This window comes from Flavobacterium sp. (assembly GCF_036782315.1).
GTDB lineage: Bacteria > Bacteroidota > Bacteroidia > Flavobacteriales > Flavobacteriaceae > Flavobacterium.
In genome coordinates this window covers 25245-47605 of sequence record NZ_DAIPZK010000003.1, presented here as the reverse complement: position 1 = coordinate 47605, position 22361 = coordinate 25245, and the positions used below count along the sequence as shown (strand labels likewise).

Below are 22361 nucleotides of genomic sequence, written 5' to 3'. Positions count from 1 at the left end.
ATTTCAAATAATAGATTTTTAAAAGAGGCTTTTGCCTCTTTTTTCTTTTTATAGATTTTATTTTTATTGCTATGCATATGTTTAGATTAAAAATCTATTTTTTATAAAATAAATAAAAAAATTTAGAAAAATAATCTATTTATTTTTTTATTATAGAAAATAAATCTAATTTTGCCCTGTCAAACTAAAAGAAATAGAAAATGAACTTTACAATGTGCAATATGTGTATGATGATGTGGAACAATCCGCAGAGGAAGACTATTGTATAATTTTGAAAGTAAATTAATTCAATATAACCTCTGTCGAAAGCAGAGGTTTTTTTATTCCTAAAACACAACAATATGAAAATAGCCATTTACAATCCAAGACGATGTTGTCGAATGTGTATCTGAAAAGCAAACTTCGAACAAAAAAATCTTAATACTTAATACAAATATCTTAATACTTAAAATAGCATGAGCACAAATAAATTTTCAACAAACGCTTTACACGCAGGACACGATACAACTAAAAACGCAGGAACAAGAGCTGTTCCGATTTACCAAACCACATCATATGTTTTCAATAACTCAGATCACGCTGCTAATCTTTTTGGTTTGGCCGAAGCTGGTTTTATTTATACAAGATTAAACAACCCAACAAATGATATTCTAGAACAACGATTAGCCAAATTAGAAGGCGGAATTGGAGCTGTCGTAACCGCTTCAGGAACAGCAGCTATCTCTACAGCTTTGTTAACGTTGCTAAAAGCTGGCGACCATATCGTGGCTTCTAACAGTTTATATGGTGGAACTTATAATTTATTAAATGTGACTTTGCCAAGATTAGGCATCACCACAACATTTGTAGATCCATCAAATCCTGAAAATTTCTTAAACGCTGCTCAAGAAAATACACGTGTTTTCTTCGCGGAAAGTTTAGGAAATCCAAAATTAGACGTACTCGATTTAAAAGCTATTTCAAAAGCCGCACAAACCTACAAAGTGCCTTTTATTGTAGATAATACAGTGGCAACCCCTTTTTTACTTAACCCAATCGAACACGGAGCTAACATCGTAATTCATTCGTTAACCAAATACATCGGTGGAAACGGAACTTCGCTTGGAGGTGTCATCATCGATGCAGGAAATTTTGATTGGAGTAACGGAAAATTCCCAGAATTCACAGAACCTTCAGCAGGTTATCACGGATTAAAATATTATGAAGTTTTAGGCGCTGCATCATTCATCGCAAAAGTTAGAATCGAAGGTTTACGTGATTTAGGCGCTGCTTTAAGTCCGTTCAATGCATTTCAAATTATTCAAGGTTTAGAAACATTGGCTATTCGAATCAAAAAGCACAGTGAAAACGCTTTGGAATTAGCCAAATGGTTGCAAAAACGTCCAGAAGTAGCTTGGGTAAATTATCCTGGATTGATTTCTTCAAAATATTATGAATTAGCACAACAATATTTGCCAGAAGGACAAAGCGGTATTGTAACTTTTGGATTAAAAGGGGGTTACGAAGCTGCTAAAAAAGTAGCCGATGAAACCCAATTCTTCTCTTTATTGGCGAACATTGGTGATACAAAATCATTGATTATTCATCCAGCAAGTACAACGCACCAACAATTGTCAGAAGAACAACAAATCACAACCGGAGTAACGAAAGATTTAATTCGTTTATCTGTTGGATTAGAAGATATTGAAGACTTGAAAGCCGATTTACAAAGTGTTTTCGAAAAATTGCCAGTTCAAAATTTAGTTTAGGTTTTTGTTTGTTTGAAGGCTGCCGATAGACCTACCTAAAGGCAGTCTTTTTTAAAAAGAAAGATGAGTACAATTCAAAATATAGTGTTTCAAAATGTTCCGTTGCAAAATGGAGTAGTGCAATCCAAAGTGGTTTTGTCCTATCAATTGTTTGGGCAACCTGTTGGTTCAGCTCCTTTGGTAGTGGTGAATCATGCTTTGACCGGAAATTCGCAAGTTATTGGAGAAAACGGTTGGTGGCAATCGTTAATTGGTGAGGATAAAATTATTGACACCAAAAAATATGCGGTTTTAGCTTTCAATATTCCCGGGAACGGTTATCAAGATAAAGAAAATTTGATTGAAAATTACCAAGATTTCACAACCTCTGACATTGCGAATTTATTCTGGAAAGGAATCGATTCGTTTAAAGTAAATCAAGTTTTTGCTGTTATTGGTGGAAGTTTAGGCGGAGCAATTGCTTGGGAAATGGCAGCGATTCGACCAAAAGCGATTGCGAATTTAATTCCGGTTGCAACAAATTGGAAAGCTTCTGATTGGTTGATTGGAAATGTGTTGATTCAAGATTTGATTCTGAATAATTCCAAAGATCCAATTCACGATGCAAGAATTCACGCCATGTTATTATACCGAACACCTGAATCACTACAAGAAAAATTTCACGCCAAATTACAAAATTCGGAAGGATTGTTTCAAGTGGAAAGTTGGTTGTTACATCACGGTGAAAAATTGCAAAATCGATTCCAACTTTCGGCATACAAGCTCATGAATCATTTATTGAGAACAACAGATATTTTTAAAAACAAAAATCGAATAGAGATCATAAAAAGCATTAATTCTAACATTCATTTAATAAGTGTGGATACTGATTACTTTTTTACGGCAAACGAAATCAAAACAGCTTTTCAAGAAGTTAAAAACTACAAAAACAATGCATTTTATCACGAAATCAAATCCATTCACGGGCACGATGCTTTCTTGATAGAATTTGAACAACTAAACAACATACTAAAACCTATATTTAATTAAAACACGATGAAAATATTAAAATTTGGAGGAAAATCATTAGCAAACGGAGAAGGATTGCAAAAAGTAATTCAAACAATTGCTCAAAAATATTTCAATAACGAACCTATTGCAGTCGTAGTTTCGGCGAGAGGAAATGCAACGGACGAATTGGTAATTCTATTAAAAAAAGCACAAGCCAACATCAATTTTCAAGCGGATTTTGAGCAATTTAAAAAATACCAATTGGAAGGCTTGAAAGAAAATATCTTCGAAGAAGAATTTTCTGTTTTACAAAAATTGTTAGAAGGCGTTTCACTTTTAGGAGATTACAGCGAGAAAATCAAAGATCAAGTCATTGCGTATGGCGAAATTTTATCCGCAAAATATGTTGCTTATGTTCTTAACGAAAACAGTATCAAAGCACAATTCACCGATTCACGTCAACTAATAAAAACTGATACTAATTTTGGAAATGCGCAACCAATAGACGCGGTTTCAAAGCGAAATGTCTTGGATTATTTCGAAAAAAACACAGATAAAGTCAATATTGTAACGGGTTTTATTGGTTCAACGTTACACAACGAGACAACAACTTTAGGAAGAAATGGAAGTAATTACACAGCTTCCTTATTAGCGAATTATCTAAACGCTGAAGAATTTCAAAATTACACACACGTTGACGGAATTTTTACCGCAAACCCTGATTTAGTTGCTGATGCGAAAAAAATTGAGCGATTATCTTTTAACGAAGCGAATGAGTTAGCGAATTTTGGAGCTCAAATTTTACATGCCAAAACCATTATTCCATTGGTGGAAAAAAATATTCCATTACGTATTTTAAACACGTTCAATCCTGAAAATGACGGAACGTTAATTACTTCGGAACAAACCAATGAAGGTATCAAATCGCTTTCGGTTTTAACCAATGTTTCGCTGATTAATTTAGAAGGAAGAGGTTTGTTAGGAAAAACAGGGGTTGATGCAAGAATTTTCCGTGTCATGGCTGAAAATGATATTAGTGTAAGCATTATTTCGCAAGGTTCTTCAGAGAGAGGAATTGGTTTGGTTGTGAGTTCTGATAAGGCTTCCAAAGCTTTAGTGGGTTTGGAAAAAGAATTTGAAACTGATTTTTACACGAAAGATGTAAATAAAATTTCGGTAAACGATAACATTGCTGTGATTTCGATTATTGGGCAAGATTTAACGAATTTTCATAAACCTTACACGGCTTTAATTCGAAATAAAATTACGCCAATTTTGTTGAATAATACGGTTACGGGAAGAAATATCAGTTTGGTAATTAGTGAAGATGAATTCAAACGTGCTTTAAATGTAATTCACGGCGAAATTTTTGGAGTAGCTAAAAAAATCAACATTGCCATTTTCGGACACGGAACGGTTGGAGGAACTCTGATTTCCCAAATTTTAGAATCGGCAAAAAACATCGAAAAACGAAAAGGAGTTAAGTTGAATGTATTTGCGATTGCGAATTCAAAGAAAGTTTTGTTGAATAAATTTGGAATTAGCGAAAATTGGAAAGCTACTTTAGAAGATAAAGGGCAAGATTATAAAGTTGAGGATATTATCGCTTATGCGAAAGAACATCATTTGGAAAATTTAATCGCCATTGACAACACAGCAAGTTCAACTTTCATTGAAAATTATATTTCATTAGCTGAAAATAGTTTCGATTTAATTTCGTCAAACAAAGTAGCAAATACAGTAAGTTATGATTTCTATAAAAAACTACGAAAAGTATTGAAAGACAATCAAAAAGAATATCTGTACGAAACCAATGTTGGTGCAGGATTACCTTTAATTGATACAATAAAATTATTGCATTTGTCAGGTGAAAATATCACCAAAATAAAAGGTGTTTTCTCCGGTACATTGAGTTATTTGTTCAATAATTTTTCAATTGAAAACAAAAAAATTAGTGAAGTTTTACAAGAAGCTATCGATAAAGGTTTTACAGAACCTGATCCAAGAGAAGATTTAAATGGAAACGATGTGGGTCGAAAATTATTAATCTTAGCCCGTGAATTAGATTTACAAAACGAATTCGAAGAAATCCAAATTCAAAACTTAATTCCAGAAGCTTTACGAGAAGGAAGTGCAACTGATTTTCTAAAACGTTTATCAGAATTAGACGGAATTTACCAAAACATCAAAGACGCTCAAGGTCCAAATGAAGTGTTGCGTTACATCGGCGAATTATCAGGCGATTTACAACAAGACAAAGGAAAATTAGAAGTAAAATTAATTTCCGTTCCAGCCAATTCTGCTTTAGGTTCCTTAAAAGGTTCTGATTCTATTTTTGAAATTTATACCGAATCATATGGCGAACAACCTATCGTAATTCAAGGTGCTGGAGCAGGAGCATCTGTAACCGCAAGAGGCGTTTTTGGTGACATTTTACGCTTGTCCGAGAAAAAATTATAACCACCCAAACTCAAAACCTGCAAGAGGTAAAAGTCTTGTGGGTTTTACACTTTAACGATTAAACAATTCAACAAACAAAACCATGAGTAACCAAAATTTAGGATTAGAAACCCAAGCCATCAGAATGCAATTAGAACGAACTCAATATTTAGAACATTCCGTTCCCTTATATCTAACTTCGAGTTTTATTTTTGAAGATACAGAAGACATGCGTGCTTCATTTGCTGAAGAGAAAGAACGCAATATTTACAGTCGATTTTCCAATCCCAACACATCCGAATTTGTAGAAAAAATTTGTTTAATGGAAGGGGCAGAAGACGGTTATGCTTTCGCAACAGGAATGGCAGCGGTATATTCTACTTTTGCTGCTTTATTGAATTCAGGAGATCATATCGTTTCAGCAAGTAGTGTTTTTGGTTCCACGCATACGTTGTTTACTAAATATTTTCCAAAATGGAATATTACAACAAGTTATTTCGATGTCAATAAACCAGAAACAATTGAAAATTTTATCCAACCGAATACGAAAATTCTTTATGCCGAATCACCAACAAATCCAGCGGTTGATATTTTAGATTTGGAATTATTGGGAAAAATAGCCCAAAATCATAATTTGATTTTAATCATTGATAATTGTTTTGCAACGCCATACATTCAAAATCCAATTCAATTTGGTGCCGATTTAGTGATTCATTCTGCAACCAAATTAATCGATGGTCAAGGTCGTGTTTTAGGTGGAGTAACCGTTGGGCGAGCGGATTTAATTAGAGAAATTTATTTGTTTTCTCGCAATACTGGACCTGCTTTGTCACCTTTCAATGCTTGGGTATTGTCCAAAAGTTTAGAAACCTTGCCAGTTCGTATCGAAAAACATTGCGAAAATGCAGTAAAAGTGGCTGAATTTTTAGAAAATCATCCCAATGTGGCTTCAGTGAAATATCCATTTTTGAAATCGCATCCGCAATATGAAGTCGCTAAAAAGCAAATGAAGTTGGGCGGAAATATTGTAGCTTTCGAAATTAAAGGCGGAATTGAATCTGGAAGAAAGTTTTTAGATAAAATCAAACTATGTTCGTTGTCTGCGAATTTAGGTGACACACGTTCGATTGTAACACATCCAGCTTCAACAACGCATAGTAAATTGACAGAAGAAGAACGTTTAGCGGTTAGTATTACGGATGGTTTGGTTCGCGTTTCTGTTGGTTTGGAAACCGTTCAAGACGTAATTAACGACTTAAAACAAGCGTTAGAATAAAAGTTTTTAAATTAGTTTGTAGATTTATATTCATTATTAAAATGAAAATTTAGAATAAAAATCTATAAAAAATCTTTATTTAATGAAATTTTAGAAAATATTTCATTATTTCGATTTTGTCACTACATTTGCAGTGTTCATAATTATAGTGTTTGTTATCACGAAAGCTGGAGGGAATAGACCCTGCGAAAGCTTAGCAACCCTACACTTGTAGAAGGTGCTACATTCTATTCCGATATTTATCGGAAAAAGATAACCTTAGGAAATTCTTTCCAATTTCTTGATAACATATTAATAATATAAACTTTGTGAAACTCTGTGAAAACTTAGTTTAACTCTGTGTAACAAAAAAATATGTCAAAAATTCAAGAAGAAATCAAAAAACGAATTCTCGTGCTCGATGGAGCTATGGGAACAATGTTGCAACGTTGTAAATTCGAAGAAGAAGATTTTAGAGGCGAACGCTTCAAAGATTTTCCGCATCCTTTAAAAGGAAACAACGATTTGCTTTCCATTACCCAACCCGAAGCTGTAAAGTCCGTACATCGCGCTTATTTTGAAGCCGGTGCTGATATTGTGGAAACCAATACTTTTTCAGGAACAACCATTGGAATGGCGGATTATCACATGGAAGATTTAGTTTACGAATTGAATTTTCAATCCGCAAAAATCGCTCGTGAAGTTGCTGATGAATTTAACGATAAACCAAGATTTGTAGCAGGTTCCATTGGTCCAACAAACCGAACAGCATCAATGTCGCCCGATGTAAACGACCCTGGATTTCGAGCTGTGAATTTCGACGACCTAAAAATTGCCTACAAACAACAAGTCGAAGCATTAATTGATGGCGGTTGCGATTTACTTTTGGTAGAAACAATTTTCGATACCTTAAATGCAAAAGCCGCTTTGTTTGCGATTGAGGAAGTGAAAGAGGAGCGCAATATCGATATTCCAGTAATGGTTTCAGGAACAATTACCGATGCTTCTGGAAGAACATTGTCGGGTCAAACAGTTGAAGCTTTTTTGATTTCGATTTCGCATATCCCTTTATTGAGTGTTGGGTTTAATTGCGCTTTAGGAGCAGATCAATTAAAGCCGTATTTGAAACGATTAGGAAATAACACCTCGTTAAATATTTCGGCACATCCCAATGCAGGTTTGCCCAATGCCTTCGGACAATACGATCAATCGCCAGAGGAAATGCAACAATTAATCCGTGAGTATTTACAAGAAAATTTAGTAAATATAATCGGGGGTTGTTGTGGAACAACGCCAGAACACATCAAATTAATAGCTGAGGTAGCAAAAGAATTCAAGCCTAGAACACAACAATTGAAATCCGTTTAATCGGTTAAATCCGTAGCAAAAATAAAACAATGAAAAATAATACCATAAAAATACAGTTCGAAACATTTTTACAGTCGCAACGATGTTGGGTTTGCCAATACGTTAGCAACAGTAAATCTTTTTGGAAAGATGTTGCGAAACATTATAAAAGAATAAGTAATGAGTTATAATTCCGATAAATATTTAAAATTATCAGGTTTAGAACCTTTGATTGTAACTCCAGAAACCAATTTTGTAAACGTTGGAGAACGAACAAACGTAACTGGTTCTAGAAAATTTCTTCGTTTAATCAAAGAAGAAAAATACGATGAAGCCTTAGATATCGCACGTGCTCAAGTAGAAGGTGGTGCGCAAATCATCGATGTCAACATGGATGAAGGAATGTTAGATGGCGTTTATGCCATGACTAAATTCCTAAATCTAATCGCAGCCGAGCCTGATATTGCGAGAGTTCCTGTTATGATTGACAGTTCTAAATGGGAAATTATTGAAGCAGGTCTAAAGGTGATTCAAGGAAAAGGTGTGGTAAATTCAATTTCTCTAAAAGAAGGAGAAGTAACTTTTATTCATCATGCCAAATTAATCAAACGATACGGAGCCGCAGTAATCGTAATGGCTTTTGACGAAAATGGTCAAGCTGATACGTATGAAAGACGTATTGAAATCTGCAAAAGAAGTTACGATATTTTGGTTAACCAAGTGGGTTTTCCAGCTGAAGATATCATTTTCGACCCTAATATTTTTCCTGTGGCAACCGGAATGGAAGAGCATAAATTAAATGCTTTAGATTTCTTCCAAGCGACAAAATGGATTCGTGAAAATCTTCCGTATGCTCATGTTTCGGGTGGCGTGAGTAATGTGTCTTTTTCTTTTCGTGGCAACGATAAAGTGCGTGAAGCTATGCATTCGGCATTCTTGTATCATGCGATTCAAAACGGGATGACGATGGGAATTGTAAATCCAGAAATGTTGGAGATTTATGATGAAATCGATAAAAATCTTTTAGAACATGTTGAAGATGTTTTATTAAACAGAAGAGAGGATGCCACAGAACGTTTATTAGATTTAGCCGAAAGTTTCAAAACTGAGGTAAAATCAAATGAAAAAGTTATTGCTGAATGGCGAAATGGCTCAGTTCAAGAAAGATTAACACATTCTTTAGTAAAAGGGATTGATGAATTTATCGAAATTGATGTGGAGGAAGCACGTCAGTTAGTTGAAAAACCTATTGAAGTCATCGAAAATCACCTTATGAACGGAATGAATGTGGTGGGTGATTTATTCGGAAGTGGAAAAATGTTCTTACCTCAAGTAGTGAAATCCGCTCGTGTGATGAAAAAAGCAGTGGCTTATTTACTTCCTTATGTTAGCCCCCCAACCCCCGAAGGGGGAGCTGAAAAGCAATCGTGGAATACGGCTAGCCCAATACTGTATAAATCTCTAAAAGAGAAAGCAAAAGAAATGAGAAACAAGCCAACTGAGGCAGAAAAATTACTTTGGAATGTTTTATCGAATAAAGGGATTGATGGTTATAAATTTAGAAGACAACATATTATTGGTGAATATATTGTAGACTTTGTTTGTTTGGAAAAAAAATTGGTTATTGAAGTTGATGGTTCCATTCATAATTTGAAAGAACAAATAGAACATGATAAACAGAGAACCGAATGGCTTGAATCTAAAGGATTTAAAATAGTAAGATTTAAAAATCAGGAGGTTTTAAATAATTTATTTGAAACTATTGAAAATATCAAAAAGGAATTATCCGTGAAGTTTGTAGCTCCCCCTTCGGGGGCGGGGGGGGCTGGTAAGATTCTGATGGCAACTGTAAAAGGTGATGTTCATGATATTGGAAAAAATATTGTTTCGGTAGTTTTAGCTTGTAATAATTTCGAAATCATCGATTTAGGTGTGATGGTTCCGCCAGAAAAAATCATTGAAACTGCTGTTAAAGAAAATGTAGATATTATCGGCTTGAGCGGTTTGATTACGCCTTCGTTGGACGAAATGGTGTATTTGGCTAAAGAAATGGATAAACTGAATATCAAAATTCCAGTAATGATTGGTGGTGCGACAACTTCTCGTGCACACACAGCGGTAAAAATTGCACCAGAATATAAGGAAACCGTGGTTCATGTAAACGATGCTTCTCGCGCGGTAACGGTTGCAACCAATTTATTACAACCCGATACCAAAGTTACCTATGCAAAATCACTTCGTGAAGAATATGATAAATTAAGAGAAGGGTACTTGAACAGAAGTCGAGAGAAAAATTTCTTATCGATTGAAGAAGCGCGTAAAAATAAATTCAAAATCGACTGGCATAATTACGAACCTGTAAAACCAAATTTCATTGGAACAAAAACTATTGAAGTTGAACTTTCCGAACTAGTAGATTTTATCGATTGGACACCATTTTTTCAATCTTGGGAATTGTATGGAAAATTTCCAGCGATTCTAACCGATGAAATTGTAGGCGAACAAGCGACTCATTTATTTGAAGATGCTCAAAAAATGCTTTCTCAAATTGTTTCTGAAAAATGGTTCACTGCAAAAGGGATTTTAGGAATTTTTCCAGCTAGTACAATCAATCACGATGATGTAGAGCTTGTCACTTCGAGTGGAGTCGAGAAGTTTTTAACATTGCGCCAACAATCTCAAAAAACTGCTGGAGCTCCAAATATCGCATTAGCTGATTTTATTGCACCGAAAGAAATTGGAAAACAAGATTATATTGGATGTTTCTGCGTCACAACTGGTTTTGGAGTAGATGAAAAAGCCTCGGAATTCGAAAAGCAATTAGATGATTACAATTCGATTTTAGTTAAAGCTTTGGGGGACAGATTAGCAGAAGCTTTCGCAGAATATTTGCATTTAAAAGTTAGAAAAGAAATTTGGGGTTATGCTTCTGATGAGATTTTAACAAATGAAGAATTAATCAAGGAACAATATAAAGGAATTCGTCCTGCACCAGGTTATCCTGCTTGTCCTGACCATTTAGAAAAACCAACGATTTGGAAATTATTAAATGTGGAGCAAGAAATAGGAGTAAAGTTAACCGAAAGCATGGCAATGTGGCCAGCAGCTTCGGTTTCAGGTTATTATTTTGCGAATCCAGAAAGTAAATATTTTGGTTTAGGAAAAATTAAAAAAGACCAATTAGAAGATTACGCCAAAAGAAGAAATATTAGTGTAGAATTAGCCGAAAAATGGCTGTCACCAAACTTAGCAGATTAAATATTTGTTTCAAGTTTCAAGTTTCATGTTGCGTAACTAACCTGAAACCTGAAACTTGAAACCTGAAACTAAAAAACATGAAAGTAACTGAACATATACAAAACGCCAACGGAAAACCATTGTTCTCCTTCGAAATTTTACCGCCGTTAAAAGGACAAAACATTCAATCAATTTTTGATAGTATTGATCCATTGATGGAATTCAATCCGCCGTTTATTGATGTAACCTATCACCGTGAGGAATATGAATTTAAAGAACTAGCAAACGGATTACTTCAGAAAAAAGTAGTTAAAAAGCGCCCGGGAACGGTTGGGATTTGTGCTGGAATTCAGAATAAATATCAAGTGGATGCTATTCCGCATATTTTATGTGGTGGTTTTACCAAAGAAGATACGGAGAATTTATTAATTGATTTAGATTTCTTAGGAATTGATAATGTGGTAGCACTTCGTGGCGATGCCGTTAAAAGCGAAATTTACTTCAAACCTGAAAAAGAAGGTCATGCTTATGCTTCGGAATTAGTAACCCAAATTAGTAATTTGAATAGCGGAATTTATTTAGATGAAGATTTGCAAAATTCTACAAAAACCGATTTTTGTATCGGAGTTGCTGGTTATCCAGAAAAACACATGGAAGCACCAAGTATGGATAGTGACATCTATTTTTTAAAACAAAAAATTAAAAATGGCGCAGATTATATCATTACCCAAATGTTTTTTGATAATCAAAAGTTCTTCGATTTTGTAACTAAATGCAGAGCAGCTGGAATTACGGTTCCAATTATCCCAGGATTAAAACCCATAGCAACAAAAAAACAGTTGAATTTAATTCCTCATCGATTCAAAGTCGATTTACCCGATGACTTGATTATGGAAGTGGTAAAGGCAAAAGATAATGAAGCGGTTAAGCAAATTGGAATTGAATGGTGTGTTGCGCAAAGTAAAGGTTTAGTGAAAGCGGGAATTCCTGTTTTGCATTATTATTCTATGGGTAAAGCAGAGAATGTAAAAGCAATTGCTAAAGAGATTTTTTAATAATTAATAGTCAGTTTTGAAATTATTTTTATTCAATTCATTTTTATGAAAACTAATGTTTTTTGTGAAAAACATTTTCTTTAAATTGTTTTATGATTGATTTTAATTGAATTTAATGATTAATTTTTAATGTTTTTGTTAAAATTTTAAATCAAATAAGGGTATTGTAGATTTTCATTACGAATAAAATTTGTGTATATGCTTTTTTTGTTGTAATTTCATAGAATTAAATACAGTTCTTATGAAAAAAATAATACTCTCTTTTGTGTTTTTGTTTGTAGTTCAATTCAGTTTTTCGGGTGAATTGGATTCTATTTTAACTAAAGCTAGGTTGTTAACTGAAAAAAAGAATTACACCGAAGCAATTAAAGAGTATGAAAATTATATTAAATTATCAAAAGGTGAAAATTTAAAAGATGTATATATAGAAGTAGCCAATTGTTATTTCTACCTAAATAAAAAAGAAGCTGCTGTAAATTATATTAAGGATGCCATTTCAAAATATGGCTTTACAGATGAGGATTTTATTTACAGTTCTGTTATAGATGAAAAATTGTCATCATATGCACTTTCGGTACTTTATGACGATTATTTTAAGCTTCGTAAAAAGTATTTGGCAACTTTAAAATAGTTTTGTCGGTACTTTTGAAATCTCCTTACAGTTAAATTGTAAGGAGATTTTTTTATTTTTTATTTGTTTTTTCTCTGAAAATCTGCTCTAGGTTTTTGCTTTTTAATACAATTTGCAAGGTTCTCAAATTGTTAGCTTGTGCAAAATCAAATAAAGATGGTCGCATATCTGTTGTCGAAGTAAATGTTAGTTCCCATATTAAATCATGAGTGTTTTTTGATGATTTTAAATTAGATAAAGAAGCAAAAATACTTTCATCTACTTTTTTATCGAACTCTACTTCAATAATTTGTTCCGCTTCTTCAGTAACTAGATTGTTAAGTTTTTTATCTGTTACAATTTTGCCTTTATCGATAATGATGATTCTATCACAGATAGCTTCCACTTCTTGCATAATGTGAGTTGATAGAAAAACTGTTTTATCTTTTCCAATGTTTTTAATTAAATCACGAATTTCTACTAACTGATTTGGGTCAAGACCCGTTGTTGGTTCGTCCAAGATCATGACATCCGGATTGTGTAATAAAGCTGTTGCTAATCCAACACGTTGACGATATCCTTTAGAAAGTTCGCCTATTTTTTTATGACTTTCAGGTGTTAATCCTGTTAAAGCAATTACTTCGTCAATTCTCGATTTGGTAACTTTATGCAAATCGGCATTGAAAGCCAAATATTCTCTCACATATAAATCCAAATACAACGGATTGTGTTCGGGTAAATACCCAACAGATTTTTGAACTTCTTTTTGAGATGAGGTTACATCATATTCGTTTACAACAGCAATTCCACTATCGGCTGTTAAATATGTTGTCAAAATTTTCATCAAAGTAGATTTTCCGGCGCCATTTGGACCTAAAAAACCTACGATTTCTCCTTTTTTTACTGAAAAACTAACGTTGTCTAACGCTTTTTGGTCTCCGTAATTTTTTGAAATATTTTGAACTTCTATCGACATACCTTGTAAATTTTAGCAAAAGTAACTTTTTTTAAAAGAACTCAAATTTATTTAAAAAAGTATTTCGTTTTCCTTTTTTTATTACTTTTACACAATCAAATAATAGATTAGCATAATGCTTACACATAGCACATTTTTTTATAACAATTCTTTTTATTTCTTCTGGAGACAGTTAAGGGATTGTTGTGCTATTATATAAATGAAAGAAATTTATTTTATAAACATACAATCCCGATGCAAATCGGGATTTTTTTTTGCTCAAAAAATATGGGAATTAAAGTCGCAATTCAGGGAATTCAAGGGTCGTTTCATCACCAAGTAGCACATCGTTATTTTGGTGAGGCAATTGGTTTGAATGAATGTGCCACATTTAGAGATGTAGTCAATAGTTTGAAAAACAACCAGTCAGACAAAGCTATTATGGCGATTGAAAATTCAATTGCTAGTGCGATTTTGCCGAATTATGCTTTAATCGATTCATACGATTTACACATTATAGGAGAGCATTTTTTAGACATTCACATGAATTTAATGGTGTTGCCAGGCCAAACGATTGAAGATATCAAAGAAGTACATTCGCATCCGATTGCTTTGTTGCAATGTGCTAATTTCTTTAGTCAATATCCGCATATTAAATTGGTCGAAAGCTCAGATACGGCGATTACAGCTAAACGAATTCAGGAAAACCAATTAAAAGAAATAGGTGCTCTTGCTGGCCCAGTAGCTTCCGAAATTTACAATCTGGAAATCATTGCTGATGGAATTCACACTGTAAAAAGCAATAAAACTCGATTTGTAGTTTTAAAAGCTTCGAATAAAGAAATTCCGAAAGAACTTATCAACAAGGCATCAATGAAATTTGAATTGGATGATACGCCGGGTTCATTGGCAACAGTTTTAAATGTGATGAATAATTGTAAATTAAATTTAACGAAAATACAATCGCTTCCTATTATCGAAACACCTTTTACTTATGCTTTTTTTGTGGATGTTGTTTTTGAAAAATACAAACATTTTGAAAAAGCTAAAAAAGTAATGGAAATTATGACGACGCATTTCAAGGTTTTGGGCGAATATGAAAAGAGTAAACAATAATAATTTAAGAATAAATAGTAATTTTACAGTGAAATAAAAGTTATGGAAAATAAAAAAGAATTACGCACTTGGTTAGATGATTTTAATTTGAATCATCCGCTAGTTATTGCAGGACCATGTAGTGCAGAAACGGAAGGCCAAGTTTTAAAAATAGCTCACGAATTAAAAGATTCTGATGTTTCTATTTTCCGTGCGGGAATTTGGAAACCTCGAACTCGTCCAGGTGGATTTGAAGGTGTGGGAGAAATCGGATTGAAATGGCTGCAAAAAGCCAAAGCAGAAACCGGTTTGTTGATGGCAACGGAAGTTGCTACAGCAGCTCATGTAAAATTAGCATTGGAACACGATATTGATGTTTTGTGGATTGGCGCCAGAACCACTGTAAATCCTTTCGCCGTTCAAGAAATTGCAGATGCATTAGAAGGAACAGATAAAATTGTTTTGTTGAAAAATCCAGTAAACCCTGATATTACTTTGTGGATTGGTGGTTTAGAAAGATTGTATAATGCAAACATTAAGAAATTAGGAGTAATTCACAGAGGATTTTCAACGTATGAAAAAACAAAGTACCGCAATAATCCAGAGTGGCAAATTGCAATCGATTTACAAAACCGTTTTCCAGATTTACCGTTGATTTGTGATCCTTCGCACATTACTGGAAGACGCGATATGATTCAAGAAGTAGCCCAACAAGCTCTCGACTTGAACTACGATGGTTTGATTATTGAAACTCATATCGATCCTGACCATGCTTGGAGTGATGCTGCACAGCAAGTAACTCCTGACACATTAAAACAAATGTTCATCGATTTACGTGTCAGAAAGGTAACGGATGATGAGGGAGAATACAACCAAAAAATGTCAAAATTGCGCATGCAAATAGATGAGTATGACGGGAAGCTCTTAGAGATTTTGGGAAATCGAATGAAAGTAGCAGAAAAAATCGGACTATTAAAAAAAGAAAAAAATGTAGCTATTTTACAAAATAAACGATGGAATGAAATCCTAGGGAAAATGATTTTAGAAGGCGAAGAAAAAGGTTTAAGTAATGAATTTGTAATGTTGTTGTTTAAGGCAATACATCAAGAGAGTATTAATCATCAAGAAAAAGTGATAAATAAATAATTATTTTTAAATAATGTTATTTAATTAAAATCTTTTTATAAATTCGCATCAGTTAATTTATTAAAATACTGACAAAATGAAAAATTTTTTACTATTAGCTGTAGCTTTTATTGGATTTGCAGCAAATGCTCAAGTTGACAAAATTTATAAACACAGCGGAGAAGTTGTTAATGGGAAAGTAGTTAAATTAGAAGAGTATACAATTGTCTTCAAATATGATGGAGAAGATGCTGAAAATACTGTAAGTAAATATGCTGTTGAAAAAATAGTTTATGGTAAAACAGGTCGTGTTGAAGAAGTTACAGAAAAAATCGTAGTGAATGGCGAGGCTGATTGGGAAAAGGTAGTAATTTTAGAAGATAAAGCTTATATAGCTGGTTTGAAAAAAGGAGATGAGGTTAGAGGTAAAACAGGATTAATTAATTATCATACTGGTAATACTGGAGATAAAAAGGCAGAAAAAAAGTTAAAAATGGCTGCAGCTGCAATGGGTTGTCCATTTATTTTACAAACTGCTGATAAAGCAACTGTAGGAGCATCTTCAAATTCTTTAGGAGGTTCTCAAGTAATCAAAAAAGGTATTGGATATAAATACTAAATATTTACAAATATTTATAAATTTAAGACCACTTATGTGGTCTTTTTTTATTTACAAATTTAACAAGAAACACTATCTTTGTTGAAATAATTATTTACTCATCTTTGAGCTTTTTGAAGGGCTAACTTTTAACTTCTAACTTTGAATGACAGGAATCGTTTATAAATCTACCGGAAGCTGGTACACCATTAAAACAGAAAATGGTGACTTTTTGGAGTGCCGTATAAAAGGTAAATTTAGAATGAAAGGTATTAAAAGTACTAATCCAATTGCGGTGGGTGATGTAGTAGACTTCGATATCGAAAATACTACAGATGAAATCACAGGGGTTATTACCGCTATTCATGATAGAAAAAATTACATTGTTAGAAAATCGGTGAATTTATCACATCAAATGCATATTATAGCAGCTAATATTGATGTGGTTTTTTTATTAGTAACTATTAATAATCCACCAACAACTACAAGTTTTATTGACCGATTTTTAGTTACTGCTGAAGCATATGGAATTGAAGCAATTATCGTGTTCAATAAAATTGATACGTTTGATGCTGCTGCTTTAGACGAACAATTATATTTGCAACATGTTTATTCGTCCATTGGTTACAAATGTTTGCGTGTTTCTGCTAAAGATGGTAAAGGAATTGACGAATTAAAAGCGTTAATGAAAGATAAAGTTTCTATGTTTTCAGGGCATTCTGGTGTAGGAAAATCAACTTTAGTTAATACATTAGAGCCTACTTTGAATCTAAAAACAAAGCAAATCTCAGAATCACACGCTCAAGGAAAGCATACGACAACTTTTGCTGAAATGTTTGATTTGTCTTTTGGAGCCAAAATTATCGATACACCTGGAATTCGAGGTTTTGGAATTGTTGATATGGATAAACAAGAAATTGGAGATTATTTTCCCGAATTTTTTGCTTTAAAAGATCAATGCAAATTCAACAACTGTTTGCATAAAGATGAACCGCATTGTGCTATAAAAAAAGCGTTGGAAAATGACGAAATTTCATGGTCACGCTATAAAAGTTATACCCAGATTTTAGAAGGTGATGAAGAACAATATCGTGCTGATATTTATGATGCAGAGCGAAGAGCAAGTGACGAATCAAGAAAATCTTAGAGATGCGATTGATCGCGTCTCAAAACTCAGTACAATTTAGATTTTTTTGTAAAATTGTTTTCTAAATACGGATTTCCGTAAAAAATTTCTGTTATTTTTTTTATTTTTGAGAAATGAAAGCAGTAATTCAACGAGTATCTCAATCTTCTGTAACTATTAGCAACAAAATTGTAGCTCAAATTCAACAAGGTCTATTGGTTTTAGTGGGAATTGAAGATACCGACAATCAGCAAGATATTAATTGGTTAACTTCAAAAATTGCAAATCTTAGAATTTTTGCAGATGAAAACGAAGTAATGAATTTGTCTCTAAAAGATATTGATGGAGAAATGATTGTCGTGAGTCAGTTCACTTTGCATGCCTTAACCAAAAAAGGGAATCGCCCTAGTTATATCAAAGCTTCAAAACCTGAAATTGCTATTCCACTTTACGAATCTTTCATAAAACAAATGGAAATTGAAGTAGGCAAAAAAGTACAAACTGGTCAATTTGGGGCTGATATGAAAGTAGGTTTAGTTAATTATGGACCAGTAACGATTATAATTGATACAAAAAATAAAGAATAAATTCGAATGAAAAAAATATTATCCCTAACCTTTTTTTTATTTTCAATTTCCATTTTTTCTCAAGAAAACCTTTTTGCAGTTTTTCCAGATAGTATTAAACAAAATGCAAATGCGGTTGTTAAAAATGAAAAAACAGAAATCATTATTTCAAGTTATAAGAACATGACAATTAAAAAGTATCGTGTTATTACTATTCTAAATGAATTAGGACTGAAGAATATGGATACTTTTGAATACTTTGATAAATCAACTTCTATAAAAGATTTAGAAGTTCAAATTTTTAATGCTTTTGGTAGTGAAATAAAAAAATTTAAAAAGAAAGATTTCAAAGAAAATTCTGTTAGTGAAGGGTCCATTATTACTGATAATAAAGTTCTTTACTTAGATTATACTCCAATTCAGTATCCTTTTACAGTGGTTTATAAAAGTGAAATTTCAACATCTAATACCGCTTTTATACCAAGTTGGTTTCCAATTCAAACTTATTTTTTAAGTGTTTTAAGTTCATCTGTAAAACTGAGTTTCACACCAGATGTAAATTTTAAATATAAAGAATTTAATTTTAATAATACTGTAGTTAAGGAAGAAAAACCAGGAAGTATTTCATATTCAGTACAAAATATAAAAGCGTTAAGGAGAGAAGAATTGGTTCCGTCCTTACAGAAGATAGTACCTTATGTAATGTTTGGTTTAAATAAATTTCAAATTGAAGGTGTGGAAGGAAATGCAGAGAGTTGGGGTTCTTTTGGAAAATGGATAAACGATAAATTACTCAGTGATACAGAAGAAATTCCACAAGAAACATTAATAGAATTAAAAAAAATAATAGGTAATGAAACTGATATTTTAAAAAAAGCTAAGATAATTTATGAATTTGTACAGAATAAAACTAGATATGTTAGTATTCAACTTGGAATAGGTGGTTGGAAGCCTATGTTAGCAAAAAATGTTGATAGATTAGGCTATGGAGACTGTAAAGGTCTAACTAACTACACTCGTTCGTTGTTGAAAGCATTTAATATCCCGTCTTATTATGCTATTGTTTACGGAGATGAGCAAAAAAGAGATATTGTTGAGGATTTTGTTTCAATGCAAGGTAATCACGCAATATTAGGAATTCCTGATTCGAATTCTATCATTTGGCTAGAATGTACAAGTCAAACACTTCCTTTTGGTTTTCAAGGTGATTTTACCGATGATAGAAAGGTGCTTATTGTGGATGGTGATAATTCAAAAATTGTTAAGACAAAATCTTATTTGAACGACTCCAATTATCAAAAAACAACATCAAAAGTTATTATTAATAATGATAATAGTATACAGTGTGAAGTTTTAATTAGTTCAAAAGGAATTATTTATGATAACAAGTATCGTTTAAAAAATGAAAGCTCAGCCAAAGTTAAAGAATATTACATTGACTTTTTTAATACTATCAACAATAAAGAGTTTACAAAAACAGAAATAACTGATGATAAGCAAAAATTAGAAGTAACAGAAGTGATAAATTTTGTTGCCAAGGATTTTATAAAAAACAGTGGAGGTAAAATAGTTTTTCCAGTTAATTGTATAAATCAGGTTTCTTTTGTTCCTAAAAAATATGAGGAAAGAAAAATCCCTTTTCAAGTAGATAGGGGCTATTGTTATGAAGATATATTATTTATACAAATTCCTGATAATTTAAAAGTTGATTCATTACCAAAAGACCAAAAAATAGGTAGTGAATTCGGAAATTATGATTCTAAATTTGAAATAATTAATAATGAACTTATTTTTAAAAGAAAAATTCAAATAAATGAAGGCTTTTATACAGCAGATAAGTATGAAAATTACAGAAAATTTAGAGAACAAATCGCTAGAAACGAAAACAGTAAAATATTATTAATTTCAAAATAAATAGTAAAGTGAAGAAAGTTATTATTATCTATTTCCTTCTTGTTTTTCAAATTGGTTTTAGTCAAAAAATAAAATTAGGAGCAGTAACAATTGAGGAACTAAAAGAAAAAACACATCCTAAAGATTCTTCATCTGCAGCAGCTTATATATTTAAAAAGGGTACTACAAATTTCCATTTAACAAGTGAAGGAAGTTGGGAAATTACTACAGAAGTTGATATAAAAATAAAAGTTTATAAGAAAGAAGGATTCGAATTTGCGAACCAATCAATACCTTACTATGTTGGATCAAATAAGGAAAGAGTAACTATTTATGAAGCTTATACCTATAATTTAGTAGATGGGAAAATAGAAAAAACTAAATTAAAATCAGAAGGTGAATTTAAAGAAGAGTTAAATGAAAGGTGGAATCTAAAAAAGATTACTTTCCCATCTGTAAAAGAGGGCTCAATAATTGAATACAGGTATAGAATAGTTTCTCCATATATTTCTAATTTTAGCGATTGGTATTTTCAATATAATATTCCAGTTAATTATGTTCAATATGAAGCATATATCCCTCAGTATTTTGTTTATAGAACAGTTATTACGGGATATGAAAATATAGTAACAGAAGAAAAGTATATGAATGGATCTGACTACAATTCCACAAAGTATACATACATTGGTAAAGATGTTATAGGATTAAAAGAAGAAGAATTTGTCAAGAATATTGATAATTATACTTCGAAGTTAAAGTTTGAATTAGCATCAATAAATTATCCAAATAAACCTACTAAAAATGTGTCACTTAATTGGGAGGATGTTTCAAAATCAATCTATGAAAATGATGATTTTGGTAAAGAACTAAATTATAAGTCGTATTTTGATACCGAGATAAATGCTTTGGTTAAAGAAAATATGAATGAAAACGAGAAGATGGATGTGGTTTTTAGTTATGTTCAAAAAATAATGAACTGGAATAAAAATAATGGTTATAATTGTGAATACGGAGTGAAGAGAGCTTTTAAAGAAAAAACAGGAAATGTTGCAGATATTAATTTAATGTTAGTTGCAATGCTCCGTTTTGTTGGTTTAAATGCAAATCCTATTATAATTAGTACTACATCTAATGGAATAGCTATTTTCCCGAGTAGATTGGCTTTTAATTATGTTATTGCAGGAGTTAAATTACAAGATGGGAATTTAATTTTATTAGATGCAACCTCAAAGAATACATATCCAAATATAATACCAATTAAAGCTATAAATTGGTTTGGAAGAATGCTATTAGCAAATGGCACATCTGTTGAAGTAGATTTAAATCCCAAAAAAGCATCTACCAAAAATATAACTATATTAGCAGAAATTAAAGATCATTTTACTATAGAAGGTAAAACACGAGAAGTGCTAACAGATTATAATGCTTTACAATACAGAGAAAAATTCGGGAATGTTAATAAAATTTCAATTAAGGAGAATCTTGAAAAAAAGTATAACGGTATAGAAATTGACGAGTTAGTTGTTAAAAATGAAATGTCAAAGCCTGTAACAATTAATTATTCATTTATAAGTAATAATTCTGCTGAAATAATAGGGGATAAATTATTTGTATCACCTCTTTTGTTTATGACAAATGAAGAGAATCCATTTAAATCCGAGAAAAGAAGCTATCCTGTTGAATTTGATTTTCCACAAAAGGTAAATTATAATATTTCATTAAAAATTTCTGAAAATTATGTTGTAGAATTTATTCCTTCATCAATTTTATATAAAACTCCAGGAGGTGAGTTAGTTTTTAATTTTAGTATTTCTAATACTAATAATGTACTCCAAATATCCTCGAGTTTAGAAATAAATAGCACATTAATTTCGGCACAAGATTACAGTGTTTTAAAATTATTTTTCAAAGAAATGATAAACAAGCAAACAGAGAAAATTATCTTAAAGAAGAATTAATTACTATGTATTTAAAAAACGCCCAACAAGAAGTTGATAATTGGATTAAAGAACATGGCGTTCGTTATTTCAATGAATTAACCAATATGGCTCAACTTACTGAAGAAGTAGGAGAAGTAGCCCGAATTATTGCTCGTAGATATGGCGAACAATCAGAAAAAGAAAGCGATAAAAATAAAGATTTAGGTGAAGAATTGGCCGATGTTGTTTTTGTAGTTTTATGCCTAGCCAATCAAACGGGAGTGGATTTACAAGCTGCTTTCGACAAAAAAATGGATTTAAAAACCAAACGCGATCACGATCGTCATCACAATAACGATAAACTTAAGTAGGTTTAATGGCAAAGGGTTAAAGGTCACTTGTT

At 32.2% G+C, this 22361-nt stretch carries 17 protein-coding genes and 1 riboswitch; of the genes, 16 read left to right on the top strand and 1 reads right to left on the bottom strand.

The features are described 5' to 3' along the window. The first annotated feature begins 455 nt into the window (after positions 1-455). From V7P59_RS03915 to V7P59_RS03880, 8 genes are all read left to right on the top strand, one after another. Positions 456-1748, top strand: coding sequence for an O-acetylhomoserine aminocarboxypropyltransferase/cysteine synthase family protein (locus tag V7P59_RS03915; protein WP_333808862.1), 1293 nt, complete (start codon positions 456-458; stop codon positions 1746-1748). Between the two features lie 63 nt (positions 1749-1811). Next, entirely contained in the window at positions 1812-2777 is a 966-nt protein-coding gene (locus V7P59_RS03910; RefSeq protein ID WP_333808861.1) for an alpha/beta fold hydrolase, read from the top strand. Positions 2778-2783: 6 nt separating this feature from the next. Next, positions 2784-5198 carry a bifunctional aspartate kinase/homoserine dehydrogenase I gene (gene thrA, locus V7P59_RS03905; RefSeq protein ID WP_333808860.1) on the top strand — a complete coding sequence of 805 codons (2415 nt, stop codon included), beginning with the start codon at positions 2784-2786 and terminating at the stop codon, positions 5196-5198. A gap of 82 nt (positions 5199-5280) precedes the next feature. Continuing rightward, complete coding sequence (locus tag V7P59_RS03900; RefSeq protein ID WP_333808859.1) at positions 5281-6453, top strand: trans-sulfuration enzyme family protein; 1173 nt, start codon at positions 5281-5283, stop codon at positions 6451-6453. A 152-nt stretch (positions 6454-6605) separates the two neighbouring features. Further along, a riboswitch (SAM riboswitch) is annotated at positions 6606-6712 on the top strand. 95 nt (positions 6713-6807) lie between these two features. Next, positions 6808-7800, top strand: coding sequence for a homocysteine S-methyltransferase family protein (locus V7P59_RS03895; RefSeq protein ID WP_333808858.1), 993 nt, complete (start codon positions 6808-6810; stop codon positions 7798-7800). A 159-nt stretch (positions 7801-7959) separates the two neighbouring features. Continuing rightward, positions 7960-11037, top strand: coding sequence for a vitamin B12 dependent-methionine synthase activation domain-containing protein (locus V7P59_RS03890; protein ID WP_333808857.1), 3078 nt, complete (start codon positions 7960-7962; stop codon positions 11035-11037). A 77-nt stretch (positions 11038-11114) separates the two neighbouring features. Continuing rightward, positions 11115-12071, top strand: a complete 957-nt coding sequence (metF, locus tag V7P59_RS03885) for a methylenetetrahydrofolate reductase [NAD(P)H] (RefSeq protein WP_333808856.1) — start codon at positions 11115-11117, stop codon at positions 12069-12071. 241 nt (positions 12072-12312) lie between these two features. After that, complete coding sequence (locus V7P59_RS03880) at positions 12313-12702, top strand: hypothetical protein (RefSeq protein ID WP_333808855.1); 390 nt, start codon at positions 12313-12315, stop codon at positions 12700-12702. A gap of 52 nt (positions 12703-12754) precedes the next feature. On the opposite strand, the gene gldA is transcribed toward V7P59_RS03880, so the two are convergent. Beyond that, entirely contained in the window at positions 12755-13657 is a 903-nt protein-coding gene (gene gldA / locus V7P59_RS03875) for a gliding motility-associated ABC transporter ATP-binding subunit GldA (RefSeq protein WP_333808854.1), read from the bottom strand. Between the two features lie 267 nt (positions 13658-13924). Here gldA and V7P59_RS03870 point away from each other — a divergent pair, with 267 nt between their 5' ends. From V7P59_RS03870 to V7P59_RS03835, 8 genes are all read left to right on the top strand, one after another. Beyond that, positions 13925-14752: a prephenate dehydratase gene (locus V7P59_RS03870; RefSeq protein ID WP_333808853.1), complete on the top strand. Its 828-nt coding sequence runs from the start codon at positions 13925-13927 to the stop codon at positions 14750-14752. Between the two features lie 42 nt (positions 14753-14794). Continuing rightward, positions 14795-15877, top strand: coding sequence for a bifunctional 3-deoxy-7-phosphoheptulonate synthase/chorismate mutase type II (locus tag V7P59_RS03865; RefSeq protein WP_333808852.1), 1083 nt, complete (start codon positions 14795-14797; stop codon positions 15875-15877). 76 nt (positions 15878-15953) lie between these two features. After that, complete coding sequence (locus V7P59_RS03860; RefSeq protein ID WP_333808851.1) at positions 15954-16475, top strand: hypothetical protein; 522 nt, start codon at positions 15954-15956, stop codon at positions 16473-16475. Between the two features lie 145 nt (positions 16476-16620). After that, entirely contained in the window at positions 16621-17601 is a 981-nt protein-coding gene (rsgA, locus tag V7P59_RS03855; protein WP_333808850.1) for a ribosome small subunit-dependent GTPase A, read from the top strand. A gap of 113 nt (positions 17602-17714) precedes the next feature. Next, entirely contained in the window at positions 17715-18167 is a 453-nt protein-coding gene (gene dtd / locus V7P59_RS03850; RefSeq protein WP_333808849.1) for a D-aminoacyl-tRNA deacylase, read from the top strand. A gap of 6 nt (positions 18168-18173) precedes the next feature. After that, on the top strand, positions 18174-20060 hold the full coding sequence (locus V7P59_RS03845; protein WP_333808848.1) for a DUF3857 domain-containing protein: 1887 nt from the start codon (positions 18174-18176) through the stop codon (positions 20058-20060). A gap of 8 nt (positions 20061-20068) precedes the next feature. Further along, a complete protein-coding gene (locus V7P59_RS03840) occupies positions 20069-21997 on the top strand; it encodes a DUF3857 domain-containing protein (protein ID WP_333808847.1) in 1929 nt (642 codons plus the stop codon). Between the two features lie 5 nt (positions 21998-22002). Further along, complete coding sequence (locus V7P59_RS03835; protein WP_333808846.1) at positions 22003-22329, top strand: nucleotide pyrophosphohydrolase; 327 nt, start codon at positions 22003-22005, stop codon at positions 22327-22329. Positions 22330-22361 lie beyond the last annotated feature (32 nt).

What these genes read in the sequence shown, in the direction of transcription:
- V7P59_RS03890 (WP_333808857.1), top strand. Translation starts at nt 7,960, where the DNA reads ATGAGTTATAATTCCGATAAATATTTAAAATTATCAGGTTTAGAACCT.
- V7P59_RS03910 (WP_333808861.1), top strand. Translation starts at nt 1,812, where the DNA reads ATGAGTACAATTCAAAATATAGTGTTTCAAAATGTTCCGTTGCAAAAT.
- metF (WP_333808856.1), top strand. Translation starts at nt 11,115, where the DNA reads ATGAAAGTAACTGAACATATACAAAACGCCAACGGAAAACCATTGTTC.
- dtd (WP_333808849.1), top strand. Translation starts at nt 17,715, where the DNA reads ATGAAAGCAGTAATTCAACGAGTATCTCAATCTTCTGTAACTATTAGC.
- thrA (WP_333808860.1), top strand. Translation starts at nt 2,784, where the DNA reads ATGAAAATATTAAAATTTGGAGGAAAATCATTAGCAAACGGAGAAGGA.
- V7P59_RS03880 (WP_333808855.1), top strand. Translation starts at nt 12,313, where the DNA reads ATGAAAAAAATAATACTCTCTTTTGTGTTTTTGTTTGTAGTTCAATTC.
- V7P59_RS03845 (WP_333808848.1), top strand. Translation starts at nt 18,174, where the DNA reads ATGAAAAAAATATTATCCCTAACCTTTTTTTTATTTTCAATTTCCATT.
- V7P59_RS03900 (WP_333808859.1), top strand. Translation starts at nt 5,281, where the DNA reads ATGAGTAACCAAAATTTAGGATTAGAAACCCAAGCCATCAGAATGCAA.
- V7P59_RS03835 (WP_333808846.1), top strand. Translation starts at nt 22,003, where the DNA reads ATGTATTTAAAAAACGCCCAACAAGAAGTTGATAATTGGATTAAAGAA.
- V7P59_RS03915 (WP_333808862.1), top strand. Translation starts at nt 456, where the DNA reads ATGAGCACAAATAAATTTTCAACAAACGCTTTACACGCAGGACACGAT.
- V7P59_RS03865 (WP_333808852.1), top strand. Translation starts at nt 14,795, where the DNA reads ATGGAAAATAAAAAAGAATTACGCACTTGGTTAGATGATTTTAATTTG.
- V7P59_RS03895 (WP_333808858.1), top strand. Translation starts at nt 6,808, where the DNA reads ATGTCAAAAATTCAAGAAGAAATCAAAAAACGAATTCTCGTGCTCGAT.
- V7P59_RS03860 (WP_333808851.1), top strand. Translation starts at nt 15,954, where the DNA reads ATGAAAAATTTTTTACTATTAGCTGTAGCTTTTATTGGATTTGCAGCA.
- rsgA (WP_333808850.1), top strand. Translation starts at nt 16,621, where the DNA reads ATGACAGGAATCGTTTATAAATCTACCGGAAGCTGGTACACCATTAAA.
- gldA (WP_333808854.1), bottom strand. Translation starts at nt 13,657, where the DNA reads ATGTCGATAGAAGTTCAAAATATTTCAAAAAATTACGGAGACCAAAAA.
- V7P59_RS03870 (WP_333808853.1), top strand. Translation starts at nt 13,925, where the DNA reads ATGGGAATTAAAGTCGCAATTCAGGGAATTCAAGGGTCGTTTCATCAC.